Consider the following 17,700-nt stretch of genomic DNA (forward strand, 5'->3'; position numbering starts at 1 on the left):
GCAACCGCCATTGCCACCCGAAGCGTCACTTCGCAGTCAACTCGAAGATCCGCCGCCCGGATTACCTACCCAACGTTGCGTGACGCAGCACTAGCCCGGCGGCCACTTCAGCTTTGGCCTGCTGGTGGCCAACGCTGCACAACACCAAGAAGTCGAACACGTGTTCTATTTCAACCATGTGGACTAGCCGAGGACGCTCCCGCCCAGCATCCGACCTCAAGAGGTAAGCGTGCGCGTCGGGTCACCGCGGCCGACGCGAACAGGCAGCGCGTCCCGGACTGCTGTGACGATGAGGTGATGCGAGCGACGCGAGTCTGACATAATCAGTTGGTGAACGACGAGTTTGTATGGACCCCACCTGGCGCAGACGAATCCGAGCTGGAAACTTTCTTGGCCCTCCGTGACGGCCTACCCTCACATGCAAATGAGTCAATATATCGATGGCTGACCGGAAACCAATACGAAAGCCATGTTATACCATGGTCGTTCATGCTCGAATTTCAGCAATCCATTCGCGTTGATTTAGGTTTCTTGGCGGCACAGTTCACCACTATTTCCGATGCATATAAGGTGTTTCGCCAGCTCAGTGACACTCATCTAACGTGGCTCGTCGACTTCGAGCTATCTAGGATCACCGCCATTCAGGGTAACTCCCGAGCGCCCCAGCGCGTGCAAGACGTGGAGAAGATACTCAGGGACTCTGGATCGAGCTGGACCGTGAAGGCAATCCAGGGTCGATACCGCCTTGTCGAGGTGCTGCCGAGCGCAGTTTTAGATGTCGTCGAATCGACTCTTTCAGTCAATGGCAAATCGAGTGAAATGCTTCGCTCAGCATGGAATTTTGCCTTTGGCGTTAACCCGAGTCCCAGTCATGCGTATTTCGACGCCGTGCGCTCAGTAGAGATTCTCTCGTGCCCCCTTATTTCACCGCGAGACACAACCGCAACACTGGGCAAGGACATAAGTGTTCTCCGAACCAGCCTGCACAAATGGAGGTTTGCGATGGCAGACTCCAAAGGCGGCACCTCTGTCGACAAGGTCGTCTCCATGATGCAGCTTCTCTGGCATAGTCAGACAGATCGTCATGGGCGAGGTGACTACGAGGATGTTTCGCTCGAAGAAGCGCAGTCTGCGGTGTTGCTCGCGTCGACCCTTGTGGGTTGGCTTGCCAAAGGAATGCTGCGTCGCGTCGAGTCGACGTGACGTCCAGGGGCCAGGAAGGCCAGCGCAGCAGCGCGGGGACAACCTGGGGACAGCAGAGCGTGCAACAACGGAGTAACCGCAGGACGCGGGAGACAGGAGAATCATCGGGTTATGCTGTTTTCGCAGGTCAACGGTGTGCCTGAGTCCTGGGGGTCGAGTATGACGTGATGCAATCGCAAGGCGCGGCGACAGCGGGTTTCCGGATTGTTGACCCCGGAAACCCGTCACTCCTGACGAGTCAGCTCACTCGACGACGTCTGCGAGCCACCAGACCTGCCTCAAGCTCCGCCTCCACCACCACACCAGTATCAGCGATCACGCCGATCACCTCGGCAGCCAGCGTGTACATCTCGTATCCCGGCAACATTTCAGCGGATGCAGGATCAATCCCTGAAGCTCGCATCTCGCCCACAAGCACATCCGGGTCTCTTCCTGTTCGCCTCGCAGGATTGGTCGGTTCAAACCGACACTGCGACTCGCCGTCGCGCCAGTAGCCGAAACTCTCCATCCCCGAGCCGGTCCTATAGACCTGGACGACACGTCTGCGACTTCGGGAGTGCCTCGCCAGGATCTCGTCACGGACAGCAACCAGCGACTCAAGCTCGATGACGAGGGCCCAAGATCCAATGTCCGCGACACGAATCCCCTCGCGGTCATCGCCGACCGCGATGGCCAACTGCGTAGACGACATCCGCGAGTTGGGCTGCTCCGCGTGGAGAACTTCAAAGATCGGCGTCGGCGACAACCTTTCAACAAACGTCGTACAAACCATGACGACCGACGGATCCTGTGTCCACCCGAATGGGTCGTTTCCACCATCCGGCACGCCGGGATCGTAGCGCGTCACGCGCAGCGAAGTCTGCGGGTTTGCCCAGCCCCTGCGCACGGCCGGCCTGCCAGACCTGGGAGGTCGGGCAGCGGCATGGCCGCGAGCTTCGAGTACCGGGCCGCCTCCGGTACCCAAGTCGGGGCGTCCGCGAGGAAGTTGCCGTTGCTGGATTGCGCGTCCTCATCCGAGAGTTCGACACCGTAGCGCGCACACCGACCACAGGTGCTTCGGCGAGGGCGAGCTGCCAGGCGTGCTGGGCATGACGGTTCTCCAATCAAGTAAGCGGTGCATCGGTAGTGCTGTGCCGCACACCGCGCTGGGTATGTACGGCGCAGGGGCGGCGGTCCCGCGGGCTAGAACTGTCCTCAAATAGTCCGTTACGCAAGAGTTAACCCTTTTATCTAGACCATTCAGTCGATCAAGCTTTGCGCCTCTGGCCTCCGTTTCACCCTCACAGACGATTGTCACTGACGATCAGGCGCCTATAGCGTCATTAGAGGTTCAAGAAAACTCTTGAAAGGAATTCGCGGGGGAACAATGATTACCAAATGGAGAGCAAGACCTCTAATTCTTATTGGAACCACAGTTCTACTGACGGTTTCCTTCATTTCATCCGGCGCAGCTCAAGCAAGCAATGATTCTGAAGTTTTAAAGCAAATTACCCTCGATAATTCCAGCGCTGGGCGCCTAGCGGATACCTTAAAACAAGACGCTGCAGGCTTCGGCGGGATCTACTTCGACAAAAAGTCACAACGATATGTGATCACAACACCATCGATAGACAAATTTGATGCCATTGCAAAAAAAGTTCAAAGCATCAGCAGTAGCACACAAACTGTCCAACAGTTTCCCGTCGAAGTGAAAACGGCAAAGCACTCTTCCGCGGACCTGAACGCGATTGTAGATAAACTTCGTGATCCAGCCAACGAATTGCGCCTACGCCTGGGCGACACGCTCACTGATTGGGGTATCGTAGCGTCCGATAACAAGGTCCGCCTCGATGTAACTCGGCTCGACACGTCGATCGTGGACTTCGCAGATCAACGCTACGGAGACGCTGTCGAATTCCGTGCCACCGACGCCAATCGTGTGGCAACTCGGACAGACAAAGTGAATTCGGTAGTCCGAGTCGCGACCACGAAGACAACCAGTGCTACCAAAGCTGCGAAGCTGGATGCGGCTCCGGATCGCTTTCTTGACGGAGTCCCATATTGGGCAGGAGACCGGATTGGATACTACTCCAACGGTGTCGTTACCCAATGCACTTCCGGCTTCGTCGCCCAGGCGGGAATGTTCACCGCAGGTCACTGTTTCGATCAAAACGTAACAGTGGAGCAGGGCTACGTCAGCGGTGGCACCTTCTACACCACTGGAAATATGGGTGCCGTAACCGCGCGCGCCTGGGGAAACAACCAAACGGATGCCGAGTCCATCGATCCTAACGCCTCGAATCCACCGGGTTACGTCGCACCAGCCGTCTACGTCACTGATAACGATGCCTTGCCGGAACACGCCATCTCTTCGACTATTTCAGGAAGCAGCTTCTGCACGGATGGATCCTTCACCGGCGAGAACTGCAGCGGAATCATTGACATAGTTCAGGGCTGTGCGCTCATCGAAAACTTCACGGTATGTGGTATCGACACCGGCTATTCATCGAATGGAAGTCGACTGGTGCAACACGGTGACAGTGGCGGTCCGGTCGAGGTGCACGACACCACCGGGGGACTCATCGTCCTCGGCGTTATCAGCGCAGGAAACGTCGGCGACGAAACCAACCCTGGGCCCGGAAACAACGTTCTCTTCTCCGACGCCCAGTTCGTATGCCAGATCAACGTTTGCTGAGTCGTTTACACTGGGACTCATGAGTCCCAGTTGGAAAGCATCGACGGCCTCCAGGTCGTGCCCTCGATGGAAGCCAATTATCGTCCTTGTGGCCTTCGTGGCACTCAGCACGGCGGCGTGCAAGCCCGACGGTGATGTGCATCCAGTACCACCGGTGACCAACACGGTCTCGACCGTGGTCACAACTCCCTGACGTCCGAAGTGAACGGGCGGCGGCGCCAAGCCGTCGCCCCTTCACTCACGCAAGCAGGAGTGCGTGTGTAGCTCAGAGTACCGGCGGAACAGGGTTCCGCCGGTACAGTACTAGCTATGCGGCCGCGCATTGTCCCTGCCGGCCGCGGCGCGCGAGCGAGTCGACGGCAGCGCCGACCAGGAATTCGGCAGCGGGCGGCGTGACGCCGTTGCCGAGCTGACGGACTACTTCGCGCTTGTTCCCGGTGGTCAGGTAGTCAGGCGTGAAACGCCATGGCCGCTTGGATCTCGGGCACGCTGAACATCCGGGAACGAGCAGTCCTCCACCGCCGGCACGTGCGCGTCCCAGCCGACCAGCCACTGGTGCCTGGTCGTGGTGAACGTGCGGACGGGCTCAGTAGCCGGTGTTCACATCTCGCTGCCGGGCCGCGGCTCGAGTTGTGGCGCACGAGCATGTGGTGGTTACCTGACGCGCACACCGTGGCGAGCGGGCTGTGGACATCGTGCGCGGTCAACCCACCGCCGGCGCAACTCGGCCACGAACGCCATCCCGGCGGTGTCCACGCTGTGTGCGGAGTCGGGGACAACTTGGGGACAGCAACCTCAGCAACAGACGAGACACAGCAGGAGTTGGGAGACGAAGGATGACTCCGTCGTTGCTGTTTTTGCAGGTCAGAGGAGTGTCTGAGTCCTGGGGGTCAAGTGACCGCGGTGTAGCGATCGAGCTCCACGATCAGGCAGGCGCACCGCTGTGTTGTGTCAGGGCAGCGTCACTTGTCGAGCTGAGGTTGTGATCGGGGGGACAGTACGGATCCGGCGGGGTCCGTGCCTCTTTCCGTCGGTCGCCGTAACGCCCGCCCTCGGTTCGGCGATCTTGAGTCCGGCCCCCAGGGGAGAATCGCGTGCGCTGGCCGGGATCGTCGCAGGCTTGCTCGTTCTGCTGACGGGCTGCTCGCACGTCATCGACGGCCGGGTGGCACCGACCGCGAGCAACGCCTCCTTCGGGCACTGCTCACCTCGTGGTGGACGATGTCGGTGCTGCGGGCTGACCGCGGTCAGCCCCGGGTCAGGTCCGCCGACACCCTCCAGAGGCGCTCCGCGGTCGCCGGGTCGAGGGCCCATTCCTTTACCCCGTGCGGGTGGTCGGCGAGTTCGGCGTCGTCCGGCACCGTGTAGGCCTCCTGCGCGTCGTCGAGGTAGTGGCCGCCGGTGTGGGCGAACTGCGGGGCGACCGCAGCGACGACGCTCGTCGCTGCTCCCTGTTCGACCGTCTTGTAAGTGAAGATGCCCGCGGCTTCGGCCGCGGCGAGGGATTCCTTCTGGGCTGGGCTGAAGTTCCGCTGCAGTCCGGTGGCGACGCCACCGGGGTTGACGGTGTTCGCGAAGATCCCGTCGGCCGTCCAGCGGCGGGTTGCTTCCACCGCAAACAGCGAGTTCGCCGTTTTCGATTGGGCGTAAGCGATCTGAGGGTCGTATGCGCGGCGTGTGAAGTGCAGGTCTGCGAAGTCGACGCCGGCGCGCATGTGCGCCGTCGAACTGACCGAGACGATCCGCGCCTCGCCGCGGTTTGCGGCGCCGCGGGCGAGTGCCGCGTGCAGGCCGGTGGCCAGGGCGAAGTGCCCGAGGTGGTTCGTTGCGAACTGCAGTTCCCAGCCCTGCGCGGTGTAGGCCGGTCCGCCGGTGACGATGCCCGCGTTGTTCACCAGGAGGTGCAACGGCCCGTCCCACTCCTGCGCGAACCGGCGGACGGACATCTGGTCGGCGAGGTCGATCCGGGCGACACGCGAACGTGGCCCCAGGACCGCCGCGGCCGCGTTCCGGACCGCCAGGGTCACCTCGGCTCCCGCCGCGGCCAGCGCGCGAGCAGTTTCCGCGCCGATGCCGGAAGACGCCCCGGTGACGATCGCGCGGACGCCGGTGAGGTCGACGCCCGCCAGCACTTCGTCCGCGGTGCTGGTGGCGGTGAACGGCGTGGTGATGAGCTTTCGCGCGGTCATGCCGCGAACTATACAGACTAAACAGAACTTGTATAGTCAGATTGGGACCCGTAGAGTTGCCGCATGGCCGTTTCCGAAGCTCACGACGCCACCGAGGCCAGTCGCCGTGACACGGTGCTCGAGTCGGCGCTGCTGACGTTCGCCCGGCACGGGTACCAGAAGACCTCCATGGAGGAAGTCGCGCGCACGGCCCGGATCTCCCGGCCGGGGCTGTACTTCCTGTTCGCGTCCAAACAGGACCTGTTCCGCGCGGCGGTCACCCGGGCGCTTCAGCGGGACCTCGCTGCGGCAGAGGAGATCCTCGCCGACGCCGGAAAGCCGTTGCGGGAGCGGCTGGTCGGCGCGTTCGACCGGTGGGCTGGCCGCTACGTCGGACCGATGAGCCGCGACGTCCCGGACGTCATCGCTCAGAACCCGGACCTGCTCGGGCCGATCACCCACACGGCCCCGAAGCGTTTCGAAGAACTCGTCGTCGCCGCGGTGGGCGGGGAGCCGGCAGCCGGCGTCGCGCAGACCTTGATCAGCGCCTCGGTCGGGTTGAAGCACCAGGTGGCGACCCGGGAGGCGTATCTCGGCCGCATGACGACCGCGATCGGCCTCCTCGTCCACTAACGGCTCGCGGGCACAGCGTCGATCAGGAACATCGACTGGCACACGGACGATAGAAGTCGACCTAGCCGGTCGACTGCGCACAGGTGTCGCCACATTGCGGAAGGCTGGGCTTTACCCCGAGACGAACAACCTGTCACGCAAAGCGCGAGGCCGATGAATCGAACGCGATCGAGGGCGTGGGTCTGGTTTCAAAGAAGCAGCCGCGATCTTGAACTCAGACGCTGAACACCTGGCTCGACCAAGCCGCGCCCGTGGTCGCGGACGCGTTCATCAGGACGTGAGTCCGGTCCTCTCCCGTGGTGCATGGAGGTTCGGCGGCGGCTGAGATCAGTCACGCACCTCGCGCGGTCAAGACCGGACAGCGGGCATACTCACGGCCTGGCACGGTCTATGCCCGGTCCACACAGCCCATAGGTCAGCTTCCGTGCAGGTCAGAGGCCATTTCCGGGCTGGATTCAAAACCCGTCCCTTGAGAGTTCGAATCTCATCGGGCCCCGCCCGGAGCCTTGGCCGCTTGGGCACAGGCAGATGCTTGGTCAGCGTCTCTGCTGCCTCCCTAATCGACCGTGGCCGCGGGAGGTACCGTTTGCTGTCAACAGCGAGAGGTGGCTTCGCCGTTCGGCGCTTCGGTACGGCGACAGAAGGTCGCGCCGATCATGCCGCTTTGGTGGCTGCCGTAGCATTGGCGAGTGTTGAAACTGGTGGCGAGCGACCCGCAGTTGACCCTGGATGAGTCCCAGGTGCAGCGGCTGAAGTTCTGGATCGCTGAGTTCCTTCCCTCCTTCAAATACCGAATCGAGCCCGGCCCTGGCGCTGCCATCACGGCGTACGACTGAGAGCTTGACGAGTTGGCGCCGGCACTTCGAGCTAAGCTCGATGAGATTGCCGGGTGTCGCTGGCTCGATGCGGCATAACGACTCGACGTGGCCACCGCCCCAAGGGCGATGGCCGACTGCGCTGGAGTACGTCATCGTGGAGGCGACGAGGACCGGCAACTCCCTCGACCCCACCGCCTTTCTCAACCTCTTACCCGCCAACCCGATCGAGTCCACGTTCTCCACTGTCACGCTGCGGACCAAGGTCACCCGCGGCGCCGGCAGCCCGGCAGCGGCCCTCGCCATGGTGTTCAAGCTCGTCGAATCAGCGCAGGCCCGCTGGCGTGCGATCACGGGCGCCCACGTGGTGCCCGTCCGCGCGGGAGCGACGTTCGAGAACAGCGTCCTGGTCGAGCGCCAGGAGCAGCCCGCATGAACGCCCACGACACCGCGCAGGAGCCGGACGAGCACGCCCGCTTCGCGGCCTACATCGATCAGCTGCAGCAAATCGCTGAAGCGGACGAGGCCGACTTGATCAGCCACGTCCTCAGTGATCCGGACCAGACGATGGCTCAGTCCGCGATGGTGCGGCACCTGGACCGCCGAGCCGCTGACCTCCATCTCGACCCTGCCTACGTCGAGTGGTCCAAGGCGATGGCGCAGGCCGCGATCGGCCATCCCTACCTAACTCGACGCCTGCACGAGTGGTCGCTCTTCCGCGCCATCACGCTCAACCTGTCCTGGCGCACTGACGACCTGGTCGCAGCGTCGGACTGGCTCCAACTCAAGGCCGCCGTCGAGTCGAGCACCTCCGCCCTCGAGATCCTCGCCGAAGACGGCCGCACCAAGCGGATCCGCAACACCGCCACGGTCAGCCTCAAACGCCAGAGTCAGCGCTGAACTCAGCTCACCCCCAACTCTTGACAATCGCTCCCGAACGGCCAGATTCACTCGCATCGTGGCGGCCCGTATGTTCGCCGACTCCAAGCGTTCGCCGCTGCCGCAGGGTCGCCTGCTGCAGCTATCGCTTCGACGTACGAGGGTGTCGCCGCCGCTCGGAGCCTGTTCTCCTTGGTGTATCCCAGGACCACACACCGCAGCTGCTGACCCATCGCCGGCCACGGTTCGCCGGGCTTGTCCGTGATGTGCGAGCTGTCCACATAACCGCTTTCACCGTCCTGGGACTCGACCAGGAGACCGTAGTGTGCGTGGCCGACGACCGAACAGTGGACGATGTCGTATCGACGTCGTGCTGGTGACTCCATGGGACCTCCTACAACGTCTTCGTCTGTGGCTTACTTGCTGTTCATCCGCTCGTGGTGGCCGCGTACGCGGTGGCGGGTATTCGGTCGGCGCACCGACCGTACGATGCACCACGGCAAGGCCAGTACCCCTCAGGTCACGCTCGGCGTCCCAGCGGCGCGAGCTCTAGTGGGCCACTCAGCTCGTGGACGCCCCGCCTGCTTTCCGAGCGGGTCACGATCTATTTCCGGTCCACGCAACCGGGGGATCAGCTACCGCACAGGTCAGGGGCCGTTTCCGGGCTGGATTCAAAACGAAGCCGCCACTGCGCGACAAGGGGCCGGCAGCGGACCCTGCCCGTACCGGGCCAGTCGAGTGGATGCGCGAGGCGGGCCGCCGCGCGATCCGTCCAATAGCGGCGCGAAGCACGACACGAACACGGGTCGAGACAGTGTGGCCTACTTGGCTGGTCCACAACTGGTCCACGCTGACGCGCACGCGTAGATCAACGGCACAAGTCAGCGCAGTCAGCAAAAGAGCCCGTGAGCAGCGAGTTTGCTACCCACGGGCCCTTTGAATCTCCGGTCGGGCTGACAGGATTCGAACCTGCGACCCCTTGACCCCCAGTCAAGTGCGCTACCAAACTGCGCCACAGCCCGGACCCGTGCTCCTCGGAGGTGCTCCGTGAAGCGCGATGTGAGTACTGTAGCGGGTCGCGATCGGGGGGTTGCAGGGAGGCCCACATTTACGCCCTGACCTGCGGAAACCACGGCAACAGAGGGTGACACCCGCAGGCCTCCCGAACAGGCCACGGACCGGTAGGTGTCGGGCATCGTCGACCCGTGGCGCACCCGGCCGGATCGAGCGGGGGCCGCCGACGGCAGGCACGCGCCCGGGCCGAGGCTGCGCCGTGGCCGGCGAGAAGGGCGGACAGGCGCCGGGCAGCCTGCGTCGTGCTGCGAGGAAAACCCGAGGAGGTGTTGCGAAACAGCCAATACGATCAGCAGGCAGCCCCACCGGGAAGGCGGATCGAGTTGACCACCGCTGACGTCATCCGGCTCGACCAGTTGGCCGCGGCGGCCGAGAGGCTTTTCGAGCATGTCAGGCAGGTGCACGGAGACACCGTGGAGGTGGCCGCCGACTACTTCTGGGCCATCCCGCCCGACGCTCTCTACGAGGTCGCCCAGGAGCCGCGGAAGCTCACCATCGGTCAGTTGTCGGAGTGTGAACAGCATGTTCGGCCGTTGCTGGAGGGCGAGCTGGATCCGCTTGCCTACTACTTGGTCTGGCTCAGCGACCTGATGCGCGCCGTGGGGTACGCGGTGGCTGGGTGAGCAGACCTTGTCGTCGCGTGGAGCGTGGTGGGTCAGGGCCTGCCCTACGATCGCAGCGTGGCGAGTGGACCGGTCGAGCGTGCGCGGCTTCTGCGTGAGACGTGCGAGTTCATCCTGGGCCGGGGTGTGGTCGATCTGTCACTGAGCGAGCTTGCGCGGGGAATCGGGTCCAACAACCGGATGTTGCTGTACCACTTCGGGTCGCTCGATGCGTTGCTCGCGGCCGCGGTGGACGAGATTCTCGGCGGAACCGCACTGCTCGATCGGCTCGGCGAGCTGCTCACCGGCGAGGGGACGGCGGCCGAGCGGGTCGCCGCGGCGTGGCGGCACATCGCGGACCCGGCGAGGCGGCCGCATCTGCGGCTGTTCTTCGCGAGGTTCGGCATGGCCGCCGACGTGCCGGGCCGGCACCCGGAGTTCCTCGCGCAGACGCGGGACCGGTGGGTCGAGGTCGTGACGGGCGCGCTTCGTAGTGACGCCACCGTCACGCAGCCCGAGGAGACCGCGGTGGCGATCGTCGCGCTGTGGCGGGGGCTGCAGATGTTGCTCATCTGCGGTACGCCCGCGACCGAGGTCGACGCCGCGCATGAGCGGGCCGTCGCGGCGCTGCTGCCCGGGTAGGTACACTCCCCCAGAAGTGAATCGATCAGTTCACTTCGCCGAGAGCCGGGGAGGAATCTTGACCGTGCTGCCCAAAGCCGAACTGCACGTCCACCTCGAGGGCACGCTCGAACCCGAGGACCTGGTCCGGTTCGCCGCCCGCAATCGCGTGGAGCTGCCGTGGCAGAGCGCCGAACAGCTGCGGGCCGCGTACACGTTCACCGGGCTGGAGAACTTCCTGTCGGTGTACTTCCAGGGCTGCCGGGTGCTGCGCACGCGCGAGGATTTCCGCGAGCTGACCCTCGCCTACCTGCAGCGCGCCGCCGGCCAGGGGGTGCGGCGTGCGGAGATGTTGTTCGGGCCGCAGGCGTTCCTCGACCACGGCATCCCGGTCGACGACCAGGTCGGCGGGATCACCGATGCGATTGCCGAAGCCCGCGAAACGCACGGCATCGACGGCGCGCTCCTGGTCAGCGCGCATCGTCACCGCAACGAGGCCGACGCGCTGGAGCTGCTCGAGCTGGTCCGGCCGTGGCGGGACCGGGTCCTCGGCGCCGGCCTCGGTGGTGCCGAACGGGGGAACCCGCCGGCGAAGTTCGCTCGCTACTTCGCCGCCGCTCGGGCGGAGGGCTACCGCACCACGTGCCACGCCGGGGAGGAGGGTCCGGCGGCCTACGTCGCCGAGGCGCTGGAGGAGTGCCGCGTGGAGCGCATCGACCACGGCTACGCGGCGGCCGAGCACCCGGACCTCGTCGCCCGGCTGGCCGGCGACCAGGTGACGCTGACGATGTGCCCACTGTCGAACCTGCGCCTGCACGTCACGGACGACCTCACGACGTACCCGTTGAAGCGGCTGATGGACGCCGGCGTCCCGGTGACCGTCAACTCCGACGACCCGGCCTATTTCGGCGGTTACGTCAACGAGAACTACGCGGCCGTCACCGAGGCACTCGGCCTGACCGAAACCGAGGTGAAAACCCTGGCGCGCAACAGTTTCAGCGGCTCGTTCGCGCATCCGGAGGAGGTCCGGAGCTTGGTCGAAGAGCTGACCGGCTCCTGAGCTCAGCCAGCCGGCTCCGCACCTGGCTGTCGTCGTGCAGGTAGTCGCCATCGGGCCCGTGAGCGTCACGGCTCGAGGTCCCGTCGAGCAGCGCGACGAACCGCGCCTCGATCTCGGCCGAGTCCGGCTGCCGGTCGGCGATCACGCCGCCTCCCGTTCGATCCGGGTGCGATGGCTCACGGCCCGACCACCCGGACCCGGCTCAATTCGGGCCATTCGGTGGACGGCTCGCCGAACCACACGTACTCGAGGTAGCTCAGCCTGCCGCCATCGGTGAAGAGGATCACTTGGCCCGGGGGCTCGTCGCCGGAGGGCAGGACTTCGAGTTCGGACGGCACCAGCCTCGAACCCGGACGGGCGATCGGTGCGGAGTCCTCCGTCCGCAGGTCGACCGACGGGCAACCGCAGGCACAGCGCCCGACGACGACGGCGGACGTCGATTGGTGCCGGAGTTCCGCCGCACCGGCGAAGTCGGGCGAGAGCACGAGGTCGAGGATCGCGCGTTCCTTCGCCGTGAGCGGTCTCGGCGGATCGATTTTCACCCGGCCGAGCTTGCCCCATCCGGCGGGCGGCGTTCAACCGGGAACACCGGCGGTGTCCGGCACTGCCGGCCGCTTCGGCGAGAAGCCCGAGGCCGACCTCACGCCGACGCTGGAGTCCACTGTGGACCCAACACTCAGAGACTCTCGCCGAAGAACCCCGCCAGCTTCTCCACCGCCGGGCCGACGTACTGCTCCTTGTCGTAGAGGTCGACGTGGCTCGCGCCTTCGATGTGGTGCAGTTCCTTGGGGCCCGTGGCCTTCTGGAACGCCTCGATGCCCATCCACGCGGTGATCGCCCGCGTCCCGGTGATCAGCAGCAGCGGGCGCGGGGCGATCAGCGGCACGGCGGCGAAGGCGTCGAACGTGGCGAACTTGTCGATGCTCGTCCAGTCGAAGGATTCGGCCGAGCGCGGGTGGTGTCCGCGCGCGGTGCGGTAGTACTCGAAGCCCTCCGCGCCGTGCTCGCCGCCGAGGGCGCGCGCCTGTTCGGCGGTTTCGGGGAACAGCGTGAGGGGCGCGGGCTTCTCGCCGGCGGCCGCCGCGGTGCGGGCGTGGGCGGCGGCGTCCAGCAGGCCTTCGAACACGGCCGCGTCCTGCGTGCCGTCGGCGCCGAGGCGGAACTGGCGGGCGATGTCGGCGCCGCTGACGGTCGCGACGGCCTTCACGCGGCGGTCACTGCCCGTGGCCGCCAGCACGTAGCCGCCGGACGCGCAGATGCCGAGCTCGCCGATGCGGCCGGCGTCCACTTCGGAACGGGTGGTCAGGAACGACACGGCGGCCTTGAAGTCCTCCACGCGCTGGGCGGGGTCTTCGAGACCGCGCGGCTCGCCGCCGCTCTCGCCCTGGTAGGCGGCGTCGAACGCCAGCGTCACGAACCCGCGTTCGGCCAGGCGGGCCGCGTAGAGACCGGCGGTCTGCTCCTTCACGCCGCTGCCGGGGTGACCGACGATCACGGCCGGGCTCGGGCCGCCGGCCTCGGCCGGGACGGAGAGGTGGCCGGCGAGCCGGACGCCGGCGCTGTCGAAGGTGACATCGATCTTCGGCACGGGGGTACTCCCTGGGGATCTGTGCCCGGCGGGGTGCCGGGGTCTGTCTCCACGATCGGGCGGCCCCTCGGCCCCCACCAGAGACGGGTTTCCGGGTGGTCAAGATCCTGGCCCTCTTGCGCGCGGCGGACCGGGCGCAGAATGAACGCATGACCACTCCGTCCGGCTCCGCGCGGCTCGGCGACTTCCTCAAGGCGCGCCGGGCCCAGCTGACCCCTCGCGACGTCGGACTGCCCGAGACCGGCGCCCGCCGCAAGGTCACGGGGCTGCGCCGCACGGAGGTCGCCCAGCTGGCCGCCATCAGCGTCGAGTACTACACACGGCTGGAGCAGGGTCGGGTGCAGGCGTCCGCGACGGTTCTGGCCACGCTCGCCCGCGCCCTGCTGCTCGACGACGACCAGCAGACCTACCTCTACGACCTCGCGGGCAAGGCCGACGCCCGCCCGCGCCGGCGGCGCACCGCGCAACGCGTGCGGCCCGCCATCCGCCGCCTGCTCGACCAGCTCACCGAGACCCCCGCGATCGTCCTCGGCAACCGGCTCGACATCCTGGGGTGGAACACCGCGGCGACCGCCCTGTACGTCGACTTCGCCCAGCTCGCGCCCGCACGGCGCAACTACGTGCACCTCATGTTCACCGAGCCGGCGTTCCGCGCCCTGCACCCGCATTGGCAGCGCGACGCGCGCGTGGCCGTGTCCGCGCTGCGGATGGAGGCGGCGGGCGATCCCGAGGATCCGGAGCTGGCGCGCCTGGTCGGCGAGCTTTCCGTGCAGGACGGGGACTTCCGCACGTGGTGGGCCGAGCACCGGGTCACCAGCGCGGGCTTCGGCACCAAGAACTACCGGCACCCGCTCGTCGGCGACCTCACGCTCGACTGCGACACCTGGCTCAGCCCCGACGACTCCGGCCAGCGCTTGATGGTTCTGACCGCCGAGCCCGGCACCCCGTCCCGCGACGCGCTGGACATCCTGCTGTCCTGGCACGCCGAACACTCGGCGGCCGAGCGATGACCTGGACCGCCGCGGACCTGGCCGCGCTTTCGGCTTCGGAGTCGCTGGAGCTCAGCGCGGGGTCCGACGGCGACGCCTGGGTGGAGGTCGGTTTCGTCCTCGTCGACGGGACGCTGTTCGTCCGCGCGTTCCGCGGTCCCGGCTCCCGGTGGTTCCAGGCCGCGTCGAACCACGGCCGGGGCCGCATCCGGGTCGGCTCGCTGAGCCGCGCCGTCGCGTTCGCCGCCGACGGGGAGGGCACGGCCGGGATCGACGAGGCCTACCGGGCCAAGTACGGCGCCGCTTCCCTCGTCACCGAAACCCGGGCACGAGCCGCGACGCTCCGCGTCACCACGCTCGAGACGGCCGGCTTCGACGTCAGCACGTGAGGCTGCGCGCCAGGACGTCCTTGCGCACCTTGCCCATCGCGGTGCGCGGCAGCCGCGCCACCAGCTCCAGGCGTGTGGGCCAGTACCACTCCGTCATGCCCAGCGCGGCGAGGTGGTCGCGCAGATCGGTGAGCGTCGGCGGCTCGGCGGCGGCCACGACGACCGCCGCGGCCCGCTCGCCGCCCGTGGCGTCCGGGTAGCCGACGAGCGCGACGTCGCGGACGGCCGGGTGCTCCAGCAGCGCGGACTCCACGTCGGCCGCCGGATCATGAGCACGCCGCCGACGCGGTCGGCGTCGCGGGCATCGCGAGGTCGCCGGTGTCGTACCAGCCGTCGTCGTGGTCCGCCGGCACGGTGAGCTCCCCCGTGTCGCGGCCGACGGTGGCCAGGCACACGGTGGCGCCCCGGACGTGGAGCCGGCCCGGTCGCTCGGCGGTGATCACCCCCAGGCCGGAGCGCAGATCGAGTTCGCTGCCGGGAGATCCGGCCGACACTGTGCCGAGCCCAGTCCGGCGGGTCGTCGGCGCGCATGAGGGTGCCGCCGGACTCCGTCATACCCCAGCACGTGCGCAGCGGCACGCCCACGATGCGGGCGACGGCCGCGACGAGCGCGGCGGGAGTCGCGGTGCCGAGCGTCGTCACGGTCCGCAGCCGGCCGGGCCGCGCGTACGGCAGCAGCTGGGCCAGGAACACCGGCGCGATCAGCAGCTGCGTCACGGCGGTCTCTTCGAGGTACGCGCCGATCGCCTCGGGCTCCCAGCGGTCGGCGACGACCCCGCAGCCGCCGGTGAGGAGGGGGCGCATGAGGCAGCAGAAGTTGCCGCCGGTGTGCGTGAGGGAGTGCGGGGTGAAGAACCGCTCGGCCGGCCCCTGGTCGTCGGCCGTGATGTGCGCGGCGGCGGTGGCGTACTCGGTGTTGAGCGTGTGCAGCGCGCCCTTCGGCCCGCCGGTGGTGCCGGAGGTGAACAGCACCAGGCAGACCTGGTCGGGATCCGGCCGGGCGTCGTCGAGGGCGGCGGCGTGCCGCGTTTCCCACGGCCGGCCGAAGTGGCGCGTGAAGTCGACCTCGTCCGCCGAGACCCGCGAGCCCAGCACGACCCGGTGGCCAGCTTCGGAAGCCGCGGTGCCATCTCGGCCACCGCCGCCGCGTGGTCGTAGCCGTCCCGGACGTCGGCTGTCACGCACACCGCCGCGCCCACCCGCCTGAGCACGCGCTCCAGCTCGCGCGAACGGATCGTCGGCATCACCGGCGCCACCAGCGCGCCGACCCGGAAACAGGCCAGCAGCAACGGATCGACCTGCCACACGTTCGGCAGCTGCACCGCCACGACCTGCCCCGGCCCCACGCCCAGCTCGGTCAGCGCGCCGGCGTACCGCTCCACGCAGCGCGTACTCGCGATAGGTCAACCGGGTCGTCTCCCCCGTCGCCGTCCGCAGCGCGATGAGGGCGGTCACGTCCGGAGTCTCGTCCCGCCACCGCGCGAGATCCCGCAGCGGGTTTCCGTCGCGCCAAACGCCTTCCGCGCAAAACCGGTCCACAACGGACGGTGGCAGCCGGAGGCCGAACACCGTCCGGCCCGGCCCTGGCGTGAACACGTCGGTGATGGCCGGCCCCTTCGGCTCGCGGGCGGTGAACAGCACGACCACGCTACGGCCGCACGCCCACCCGCCCGAGCCCCCGCCGGGCGGAGTTTCCCGGGCGACCGGGCAACGCGGATCCGCCCTTCGCGCGGCTGCCTCGCGACCGACCGACGGGCGCTAACCGCAGCTGCCCGAAGCGATGGCCGGGGTCTCCGACCGGAAGCTGTGCCCGAGCTGCTCGCCGAGCCCGAAGTAGTGGCGGAAGTTGTAGATCAGCGGGCTCCACCGGGCGGGGTCCACGTGCTGCGTGCCGGGCACGACCAGCTCCGGCGCGCAGTGCACCCGCAGCACGTCGGCCTCGATGACGAGGAACCCGGCGCGCTCGCGGACAGCCGCGGCGCGGGCTTCCAGCTGCAGCGGGCATTCGGCGATGCGCGGCGGCCGGACCAGCTCGGCGGGTTGCGGCCGCAGCCCGGCCGCGGCGAACTTGTCCGGCTCGTGCCGGAACCGGTCCCGTTTGTGCTCGGGCACCGGGTCGGCGCCCGTCAACGGCGCGAGGCGTTCCACTGCGGCCCACTGCCCGGGGCCGGGCAGGTTGATCACGAGGTCGGGCCGCTCGGTCAGGTTGCGCGCGCCGTGGCCGGTGCGGGCCAGCCCGAGCACCACGACCTCACCGAGTGCCCAGGCCGACGACATCGGCGTGATGTTCGGGGAACCGTCGGCGTTTTCCGTGGTCAGCAGGGCGACCGGGGTGCCGAAGTACAGGATGCGAGGGGTGATCGCGACGTGATCGTTCACGAGTGCCCACGCTAGGGGCGCCGCGCTTCGGCCCCGGCCGAACCGATGGGCCTGCTCAGAACTCCTCGGCGATCGAGGACCAGAACCGCAGTGCCGCTCGCTCCATCTCCAGCCCGAGCCGCAGCGGGATCATGCGGCGCGCGTACTTCGGCTCGGAACCGAAGCGGCGCTGCATGTCCTCGTACACGGAGATGCGTTCCTCGTGCTGCTTGATCTGCTCGCGCGCGAGGTTGACGATGTTGCCGGAGTCGCCCAGCTCGTTGAAGAAGAGCTTCATCTCGGCGATGTCGCGCATCTCGAAATGCTCGTGCGTGGGCGCGGCGAGCCACGCGCGCACGGCTTCGCGGCCTTCGTCGGTGAGGCTGTAGACCTTGCGGCGCCGCCCGGTCTGCTCGGTCTCGACCTCCAGCAGCCCCATGCGCTCCAGCCGCTCCGGCTCCGAGTACAGCTGCGCGTGGGGGAACGACCAGAAGTACCCCACCGAGTGCCCGACGGCGCGCTTGAGGTCGTACGGCGTGGACGGGCCACGCAGCCCGATCGTCCCCAGCACGACGTACGACGTCGTGCTCAACCGTCCGCTTGACATGCCCCCGACCCTACCGTAATTTCGCCCATGGTCCGAAACA

General features: G+C 67.0%; 18 protein-coding genes, 1 tRNA gene and 3 pseudogenes. 11 read left to right on the top strand and 11 right to left on the bottom strand.

Going from position 1 to position 17,700, the window contains the following annotated elements; genetic code table 11:
- The first annotated feature begins 489 nt into the window (after positions 1-489).
- Positions 490-1,203, top strand: coding sequence for a hypothetical protein (locus tag AB0K15_RS30925; protein WP_364058216.1), 714 nt, complete (start codon positions 490-492; stop codon positions 1,201-1,203).
- A 238-nt stretch (positions 1,204-1,441) separates the two neighbouring features.
- Here AB0K15_RS30925 and AB0K15_RS30930 read toward each other — a convergent pair whose 3' ends face one another.
- Positions 1,442-2,050 carry a DUF6461 domain-containing protein gene (locus AB0K15_RS30930; protein WP_364058219.1) on the bottom strand — a complete coding sequence of 203 codons (609 nt, stop codon included), beginning with the start codon at positions 2,048-2,050 and terminating at the stop codon, positions 1,442-1,444.
- A gap of 519 nt (positions 2,051-2,569) precedes the next feature.
- On the opposite strand from AB0K15_RS30930, the gene AB0K15_RS30935 reads away from it, so the two are divergent.
- Complete coding sequence (locus AB0K15_RS30935) at positions 2,570-3,877, top strand: hypothetical protein (RefSeq protein WP_364058222.1); 1,308 nt, start codon at positions 2,570-2,572, stop codon at positions 3,875-3,877.
- A 1,247-nt stretch (positions 3,878-5,124) separates the two neighbouring features.
- On the opposite strand, the gene AB0K15_RS30940 is transcribed toward AB0K15_RS30935, so the two are convergent.
- Positions 5,125-6,066: an SDR family NAD(P)-dependent oxidoreductase gene (locus AB0K15_RS30940; protein ID WP_364058225.1), complete on the bottom strand. Its 942-nt coding sequence runs from the start codon at positions 6,064-6,066 to the stop codon at positions 5,125-5,127.
- Between the two features lie 63 nt (positions 6,067-6,129).
- Here AB0K15_RS30940 and AB0K15_RS30945 point away from each other — a divergent pair, with 63 nt between their 5' ends.
- The 4 genes and pseudogenes from AB0K15_RS30945 (at position 6,130) to AB0K15_RS30960 (ending at position 8,393) form a co-directional block, all read left to right on the top strand.
- Positions 6,130-6,678, top strand: a complete 549-nt coding sequence (locus AB0K15_RS30945; RefSeq protein WP_364058228.1) for a TetR/AcrR family transcriptional regulator — start codon at positions 6,130-6,132, stop codon at positions 6,676-6,678.
- Between the two features lie 689 nt (positions 6,679-7,367).
- Entirely contained in the window at positions 7,368-7,514 is a 147-nt protein-coding gene (locus AB0K15_RS30950; protein ID WP_364058231.1) for a hypothetical protein, read from the top strand.
- A gap of 199 nt (positions 7,515-7,713) precedes the next feature.
- Positions 7,714-7,929, top strand: a pseudogene (locus tag AB0K15_RS30955) (IS256 family transposase); the annotation flags it as partial.
- Positions 7,926-8,393, top strand: a complete 468-nt coding sequence (locus AB0K15_RS30960) for a hypothetical protein (protein WP_364058234.1) — start codon at positions 7,926-7,928, stop codon at positions 8,391-8,393. The pseudogene AB0K15_RS30955 and the gene AB0K15_RS30960, both read left to right, overlap by 4 nt.
- A gap of 927 nt (positions 8,394-9,320) precedes the next feature.
- Here the strand turns inward: AB0K15_RS30960 and AB0K15_RS30965 are convergent.
- Positions 9,321-9,394 (bottom strand) — tRNA-Pro (locus tag AB0K15_RS30965).
- A gap of 294 nt (positions 9,395-9,688) precedes the next feature.
- Between AB0K15_RS30965 and AB0K15_RS30970 the strand changes: the two genes are divergently transcribed.
- The 3 genes from AB0K15_RS30970 to AB0K15_RS30980 all read left to right on the top strand — a co-directional run bounded on the left by AB0K15_RS30970 (position 9,689) and on the right by AB0K15_RS30980 (position 11,729).
- Positions 9,689-10,069, top strand: a complete 381-nt coding sequence (locus AB0K15_RS30970) for a hypothetical protein (RefSeq protein ID WP_364058237.1) — start codon at positions 9,689-9,691, stop codon at positions 10,067-10,069.
- 57 nt (positions 10,070-10,126) lie between these two features.
- Positions 10,127-10,690, top strand: a complete 564-nt coding sequence (locus tag AB0K15_RS30975) for a hypothetical protein (RefSeq protein ID WP_364058240.1) — start codon at positions 10,127-10,129, stop codon at positions 10,688-10,690.
- Positions 10,691-10,754: 64 nt separating this feature from the next.
- Entirely contained in the window at positions 10,755-11,729 is a 975-nt protein-coding gene (locus AB0K15_RS30980; RefSeq protein ID WP_364058702.1) for an adenosine deaminase, read from the top strand.
- Positions 11,730-11,905: 176 nt separating this feature from the next.
- Here the strand turns inward: AB0K15_RS30980 and AB0K15_RS30985 are convergent, their stop codons facing one another.
- On the bottom strand, positions 11,906-12,271 hold the full coding sequence (locus tag AB0K15_RS30985; protein WP_364058243.1) for a hypothetical protein: 366 nt from the start codon (positions 12,269-12,271) through the stop codon (positions 11,906-11,908).
- A gap of 134 nt (positions 12,272-12,405) precedes the next feature.
- On the bottom strand, positions 12,406-13,317 hold the full coding sequence (locus AB0K15_RS30990; protein WP_364058246.1) for an alpha/beta hydrolase: 912 nt from the start codon (positions 13,315-13,317) through the stop codon (positions 12,406-12,408).
- A 149-nt stretch (positions 13,318-13,466) separates the two neighbouring features.
- On the opposite strand from AB0K15_RS30990, the gene AB0K15_RS30995 reads away from it, so the two are divergent.
- Positions 13,467-14,327 (top strand): helix-turn-helix domain-containing protein, encoded by an 861-nt coding sequence (locus AB0K15_RS30995; protein WP_364058249.1) that lies wholly within the window; start codon positions 13,467-13,469, stop codon positions 14,325-14,327.
- Positions 14,324-14,695, top strand: a complete 372-nt coding sequence (locus AB0K15_RS31000; protein WP_364058252.1) for a DUF2255 family protein — start codon at positions 14,324-14,326, stop codon at positions 14,693-14,695. Before AB0K15_RS30995 ends, AB0K15_RS31000 begins: the two co-directional genes overlap by 4 nt.
- On the opposite strand, the gene AB0K15_RS31005 is transcribed toward AB0K15_RS31000, so the two are convergent.
- The 6 genes and pseudogenes from AB0K15_RS31005 to AB0K15_RS31030 all read right to left on the bottom strand — a co-directional run bounded on the left by AB0K15_RS31005 (position 14,685) and on the right by AB0K15_RS31030 (position 17,660).
- The gene (locus AB0K15_RS31005) at positions 14,685-14,948 is read right to left on the bottom strand and encodes a hypothetical protein (RefSeq protein ID WP_364058255.1); all 264 of its coding nucleotides are present in this window, start codon (positions 14,946-14,948) and stop codon (positions 14,685-14,687) included. The two genes, AB0K15_RS31000 and AB0K15_RS31005, sit on opposite strands and share 11 nt — an antisense overlap.
- 13 nt (positions 14,949-14,961) lie before the next feature.
- Positions 14,962-15,189, bottom strand: a complete 228-nt coding sequence (locus tag AB0K15_RS31010) for a hypothetical protein (RefSeq protein ID WP_364058713.1) — start codon at positions 15,187-15,189, stop codon at positions 14,962-14,964.
- A gap of 46 nt (positions 15,190-15,235) precedes the next feature.
- Positions 15,236-15,880, bottom strand: a pseudogene (locus tag AB0K15_RS31015) (AMP-binding protein); the annotation flags it as partial.
- A pseudogene (locus AB0K15_RS31020) lies at positions 15,772-16,077 on the bottom strand (AMP-binding protein); the annotation flags it as partial. The pseudogenes AB0K15_RS31015 and AB0K15_RS31020, both read right to left, overlap by 109 nt.
- A 376-nt stretch (positions 16,078-16,453) precedes the next feature.
- Complete coding sequence (locus tag AB0K15_RS31025; RefSeq protein WP_364058259.1) at positions 16,454-17,074, bottom strand: flavin reductase family protein; 621 nt, start codon at positions 17,072-17,074, stop codon at positions 16,454-16,456.
- Between the two features lie 55 nt (positions 17,075-17,129).
- Positions 17,130-17,660 (bottom strand): PadR family transcriptional regulator, encoded by a 531-nt coding sequence (locus AB0K15_RS31030; RefSeq protein WP_364058262.1) that lies wholly within the window; start codon positions 17,658-17,660, stop codon positions 17,130-17,132.
- Positions 17,661-17,700: the final 40 nt, after the last annotated feature.

The organism is Amycolatopsis sp. NPDC049253 (assembly GCF_040678995.1).
Taxonomy (GTDB): Bacteria; Actinomycetota; Actinomycetes; order Mycobacteriales; family Pseudonocardiaceae; genus Amycolatopsis.